This window comes from Weizmannia sp. CD-2023 (genome assembly GCF_036225245.1).
Classification (GTDB): domain Bacteria; phylum Bacillota; class Bacilli; order Bacillales; family Bacillaceae_C; genus Weizmannia; species Weizmannia faecalis.
The window spans coordinates 1-4,864 of the sequence record NZ_JARTJQ010000110.1 but is presented as its reverse complement, the minus strand read 5'-3'; the positions used below and the strand labels follow the sequence as shown (position 1 = coordinate 4,864).

Here is a 4,864-nt window from a genome sequence, read left to right as displayed (position 1 = left end):
AACAATCCTGTAGCCGCGGCATTATTAAGCAAAATGGGGTATACAGAAACAGAACGGGTGCAGGTCAAACTGGAGTTTCTGCGGATGCTGGCCCGAATGGAACTTGACCCTGCAAAAATGAGGCTGTTACACGGTTTCTTTGATTATTATTTAAAATTGAACGAAAAAGAGGAGGCGGAAGTAATGGAAAACATTAAAATGCTGGATCCGGACGAAGCAGAGCAAGTATTAAAGCTGCCGAATTCTTACTTTGACCGCGGGTATAAGAAGGGGAAAGAGGAAGGAAGAGAAGAAGAGAGAAAAGAATTGCTGCAAACGATTCCAATTGCCATCAAAATGTTGCTGGCGGGTATGGATCTTCAATTAATTGTAGAAAAAACCGGTCTGAGCCAGACGGAAGTGGAAAAAATAAAACAGCAACTGGAGAATTTATAAGATGGAAGTCAGGCTCCCTGGTGAGGATGGAAAAGAAGTTGTCTTAGACTTGCCAAATGCAACAGTTGGAACAATGGCAAGGCAAAAGCCGTTAGACCCCTCTTTCCCTCAATTGAAAAAGCCATTTCTTAAGGGAAGCGCGCAATCTTCAATCCGGCGCTTTCCCTTTTTTTCGCTCAAAGAGCCGTCATCCTGTTTTTCTAGTGCTGGCGTGCTTTAAAGGCACGTTCAATCTCGCGGGCGGCTTCTTTCTTCTTCAGGGATTCACGCTTGTCATAATTCTTTTTCCCGCGGGCCAGGCCGACGAGCACTTTTGCATACCCATTTTTAATATAGATTTTGAGCGGGATTAAAGCATAACCTTTCTCTTTTGTCACACCGGCCAGCCGGTCAATTTCTTTCTTGTGCAGCAAAATTTTCCGCGGGCGGAGCGGGTCATGATTGTACCGGTTTCCCTGCTCGTACGGGCTGATGTGCATCCCGTAGACAAAGACTTCCCCATTTTCCACACGGGCAAACGAATCACGCAAATTTACACGGCCAGCCCGGATCGATTTGATTTCTGTCCCCTGCAGAACAATGCCTGCTTCATATGTTTCTTCGATAAAATAATCATGGCTTGCTTTCTTGTTTTGCGCCAGCACTTTCCCTTCGCCTTTTGGCATTTCATTTCCCCTCCGGTGAAGGCAGCCGAAAAAATCCGGTTACCTTCGATTTGCTTTTTTCTTTTTCGGCGGCCTCGTCGCCCAGTCTTCGTCGGCATGGTGCGATTTTTGCGGCCTAGTAGAATGGGTGCCGCGCACTTTGACGATCTTTTTCGGGCGTTCTTCTGTTTTTTCTCGGCGGTTGTTTTGCATGCCGACAATTTCAAAATCAATATTGTGTTCGTCTTTGTTCACATTGAGCACGCGGACGCGGATCTCATCACCAATGCGGAATACATTTCCTGTTCGTTCGCCGATCATGGCATATTGCCGCTCATTGTAATGGTAATAGTCATCTGTCATATAGCTGACATGGACAAGCCCTTCAATCGTGTTCGGCAGTTCGACAAACATGCCGAAATTCGTAACTGAGCTGATAATCCCGTCGAATTCTTCCCCGATTTTGTCTTCCATAAATTCGGCTTTTTTCAGCTCATCCGTATCCCGTTCAGCTTCTACTGCTCGGCGTTCCATTTTCGAGGCATGGTCCGCAATTTCCGGCAGTAATGCTTTCCATTTTTCTTTCGTCTTTTCATCCAATTTTCCGCTGATCAAATACGTGCGGATCAGCCGGTGGACAATCAGGTCCGGATAACGGCGGATCGGTGAGGTGAAATGTGTGTAAAATTTCGTTGATAAGCCGAAGTGGCCAATGCATTCCGGATCGTACTTCGCCTGCTGCATCGACCGCAGCATGACCGTCGACACGACCATTTCCTCAGGCCGTCCGGAAACCGTATCAATGATTTCCTGCAACGCACGCGGATGCACTGAATTGGCTGTACCGCGTACGATCAGACCAAAATTGGTAATAAATTCAAAGAACCGCTGCAGTTTCTCCGCTTTCGGCTCTTCGTGGATCCGGTAAATAAACGGCACGTCCAGCCAGTAAAAATGTTCGGCAACCGTTTCGTTGGCAGCAAGCATAAATTCCTCGATCAGCTTTTCTGCAACCGACCGCTCACGCAACACAACATCCGTTGGTTTGCCCTTTTCATCGACAATGACTTTTGCTTCTTTAAAATCAAAATCAATAGCGCCGCGCTCCATCCTTTTTTTGCGCAAAATCTCCGCGAGTTCGGCCATTTGTTCAAACATTGGAACGAGCGGCTCATAGTGTTTTCTAAGCGCTTCGTCGCGGTCGACAAGGATTTTATTAACGTCCGCATACGTCATACGAGCGGTCGTTTTGATGATGCTTTCAAAAATTTCATGATTAACAACGCGGCCTGTTTCATCAATTTCCATTTCGCACGACAGCGTAAACCGGTTGACTTGTGGATTCAGGGAACAGATGCCGTTTGACAAACGGTGCGGGATCATCGGAATGACGCGGTCAACAAGGTACACGCTCGTCCCGCGTTCAAATGCTTCACGGTCAATCGGCGATCCTTCCGTTACATAATGGCTGACATCTGCAATATGGACGCCGAGCTTATAATGACCGTTTGCCAGTTTTTTCACGGTAACAGCATCGTCGAGATCTTTTGCATCAGCCCCATCAATCGTTACAATCATTTCCCCGCGCAAATCGCGACGGCTGCCAATTTCACTCTCATCAATTTCTTCCGGCACCCGGTTTGCCTGTTCGAGCACTTCTTCCGGAAAGGCTTGGGGCAGCCCATACTGATGGATAATCGACAAAATATCAACACCGGGATCATTTTTATGGCCAAGAATTTTGATGATTTCGCCTTCCGCATTTTTCGTGCCTTCCGGGTAGGCGGTAATATGGACAATCACTTTATGGCCTTCGACAGCACCGCCGTTTGCTGTTTTCGGTATAAAAATATCGCTGCCGAACCGTTTGTCATCGGGTACGACAAATCCGAAATGTTTGCTTTCGACGTATGTGCCGACAAGTTCTGTCTGGCCCCGCTCAAGAATACGCACAACGGTTCCTTCCTGGCGCTGGCCTGAGCTTTTGGTGGACACACGGACAATAACGGTGTCTCCATTTAACGCATGGTTAGTTTCATGCGGCGGGATAAAAATATCGTCCATCCCAGGCTCATCGGGGGCGACAAAAGCAAAACCTTTTGGATGGCCAATCAGTTTTCCCCGTACGAGATTCATTTTTTCCGGCAGGCCGTAACGGTTGCTTCGCGTGCGGACAATGAGGCCTTTTTCCTCCATATAAACGAGCACTTTCACAAATGCTTTAAACTCGGAAGAATCGTCAATACCGAACGCTTTTTCCAGTTCCTGAACCGTCAGCGGCTTGTACGTCTCTTCTTTCATATAAGATAAAATTTTTTCAACATCTTGCCGTAGTTGGTCTTGTTCCATTTATTTCCCTCCTTTTTCGGGAAAATTTTAAACCGACCAGTCAAGTGACTCCAGAAACGTGTACACATCTTCGTGAAGTTGATCTTTTTCGTCGTCGAGTGTAATAACATGGCCGGAGTTCTCATACCATTTGAGTTGCTTATGGTCTGTTTCCACTTCTGAATAAATAATATTGGCGCTTTCCGGGCGGATCATTTCGTCATGGCGCGCTTGTACGACAAAAACGGGCGCATAAATGTGATCGACATGGTTGCGCACATCCTGAATAAGCTCTTGCAGCGATTGCAGCGTATGCATCGGCGTCTTTTTGAATTCCCGCATTTCCTGTTCGATTTGCGCTTCGCTTTTCCCTTCGAACTGTTTGTATTTGCGGGCATACGCAACCACGCCTTCATACATCGTTTGCTCGCTTTTTATGTTCATGGGCGCGCACATGGTGATAATTCCCTTTACAGGTACAGTGTAACCCAATTTTAAGGAAAATACCCCGCCCAATGACAATCCGGCTACTGCAATTTCATGATACCCTTTTTCTTTTAATAACTGGTAGCCATTCATAACATCTTGCCACCAGTCGCTTGGACCCGTATGCAAAAGGTTTTCAGGCGGTACCCCGTGCCCTTTGTATTGCGGCGCATGGCAAGTGTATCCTTTTTTTTCAAGGAAGCGCCCGAGCATCCTGACGTCGGCGCTGCTTCCGGTAAATCCGTGCAAAAGCAGTACAGCCCTTTTGCCGGCTTCAAATAAAAACGGTTTTGGTGGTACAATTCTCATCATCCGTAAAAAACGCCTCTTTCCTGCTGTTTTTCTTTGGGGCCTTTGTTCATTTTATTTGTAACAAAGTCGTTTCGGAAATGCCAGCAATCCGCATAAAAATACCCGGCCTGGATTTTGGGACCGGGATGGAAGTCATAAAGTTTACAGGCATGTGCGGATAAGGCTTCTTTATAAGTTGCCTGATTTGCATACCCTTATAGGTTTATATATGCAAGTCCGATGGCCAGCAGGAAAAATAAAACAGCGAGCACAATCGTAATCCTGTGTAAAATTAGGTCAATTCCGCGCACTTTTTGTTTCCCGAAAAGCTGTTCAGCGCCGCCGGAAATAGCGCCGGACAATCCCGTGCTTTTCCCGGGCTGGAGCAGTATGACTGCAATCAACAGAATTGAATCGATGATTAGTAATGTTAATAACAATGTATGCACAACTGCACACCTCCTGAGACGGGCAATACCTAATCTTGAGTGTACCATATTGGGGGGCAGGGTTCAACTACATTGGAATAATTGTATGTGTCAAGTTTTTCTCGACAAGGTTTAAATATCGGGTATTCCAAGACACTCTTTTTGTACACTTTCGGCTACCGTGCTTTACTTGCTCGGTGTAATTTTCGGAAAAGATGTAATATTTCCGTATAAAGATGGATAACGGGGATG

General features: G+C 46.4%; 5 protein-coding genes and 1 pseudogene. 2 read left to right on the top strand and 4 right to left on the bottom strand.

Features of this window, described 5'->3' with window-relative positions; all coding sequences use genetic code 11:
* Together P9687_RS15800 and P9687_RS15795 are read left to right on the top strand one after the other, a co-directional pair.
* A pseudogene (locus tag P9687_RS15800) lies at positions 1 to 435 on the top strand (DUF4351 domain-containing protein); the annotation flags it as partial.
* A 1-nt stretch (position 436) separates the two neighbouring features.
* Positions 437 to 655 carry a hypothetical protein gene (locus P9687_RS15795; protein WP_035190577.1) on the top strand — a complete coding sequence of 73 codons (219 nt, stop codon included), beginning with the start codon at positions 437 to 439 and terminating at the stop codon, positions 653 to 655.
* On the opposite strand, the gene smpB is transcribed toward P9687_RS15795, so the two are convergent.
* The 4 genes from smpB to secG all read right to left on the bottom strand — a co-directional run bounded on the left by smpB (position 636) and on the right by secG (position 4,633).
* Positions 636 to 1,100, bottom strand: coding sequence for an SsrA-binding protein SmpB (smpB, locus tag P9687_RS15790; protein ID WP_014097481.1), 465 nt, complete (start codon positions 1,098 to 1,100; stop codon positions 636 to 638). The two genes, P9687_RS15795 and smpB, sit on opposite strands and share 20 nt — an antisense overlap.
* A 39-nt stretch (positions 1,101 to 1,139) precedes the next feature.
* Positions 1,140 to 3,428, bottom strand: coding sequence for a ribonuclease R (gene rnr / locus P9687_RS15785; RefSeq protein ID WP_014097480.1), 2,289 nt, complete (start codon positions 3,426 to 3,428; stop codon positions 1,140 to 1,142).
* A gap of 27 nt (positions 3,429 to 3,455) precedes the next feature.
* Complete coding sequence (locus P9687_RS15780; protein WP_014097479.1) at positions 3,456 to 4,205, bottom strand: alpha/beta hydrolase; 750 nt, start codon at positions 4,203 to 4,205, stop codon at positions 3,456 to 3,458.
* A gap of 194 nt (positions 4,206 to 4,399) precedes the next feature.
* Positions 4,400 to 4,633: a preprotein translocase subunit SecG gene (secG, locus tag P9687_RS15775; RefSeq protein WP_014097478.1), complete on the bottom strand. Its 234-nt coding sequence runs from the start codon at positions 4,631 to 4,633 to the stop codon at positions 4,400 to 4,402.
* Positions 4,634 to 4,864: the final 231 nt, after the last annotated feature.

Excerpts from the sequence above, each read along its gene's own strand:
- P9687_RS15795 (WP_035190577.1), top strand. The coding sequence starts at position 437 with ATGGAAGTCAGGCTCCCTGGTGAGGATGGAAAAGAAGTTGTCTTAGAC.
- smpB (WP_014097481.1), bottom strand. The coding sequence starts at position 1,100 with ATGCCAAAAGGCGAAGGGAAAGTGCTGGCGCAAAACAAGAAAGCAAGC.
- rnr (WP_014097480.1), bottom strand. The coding sequence starts at position 3,428 with ATGGAACAAGACCAACTACGGCAAGATGTTGAAAAAATTTTATCTTAT.
- P9687_RS15780 (WP_014097479.1), bottom strand. The coding sequence starts at position 4,205 with ATGATGAGAATTGTACCACCAAAACCGTTTTTATTTGAAGCCGGCAAA.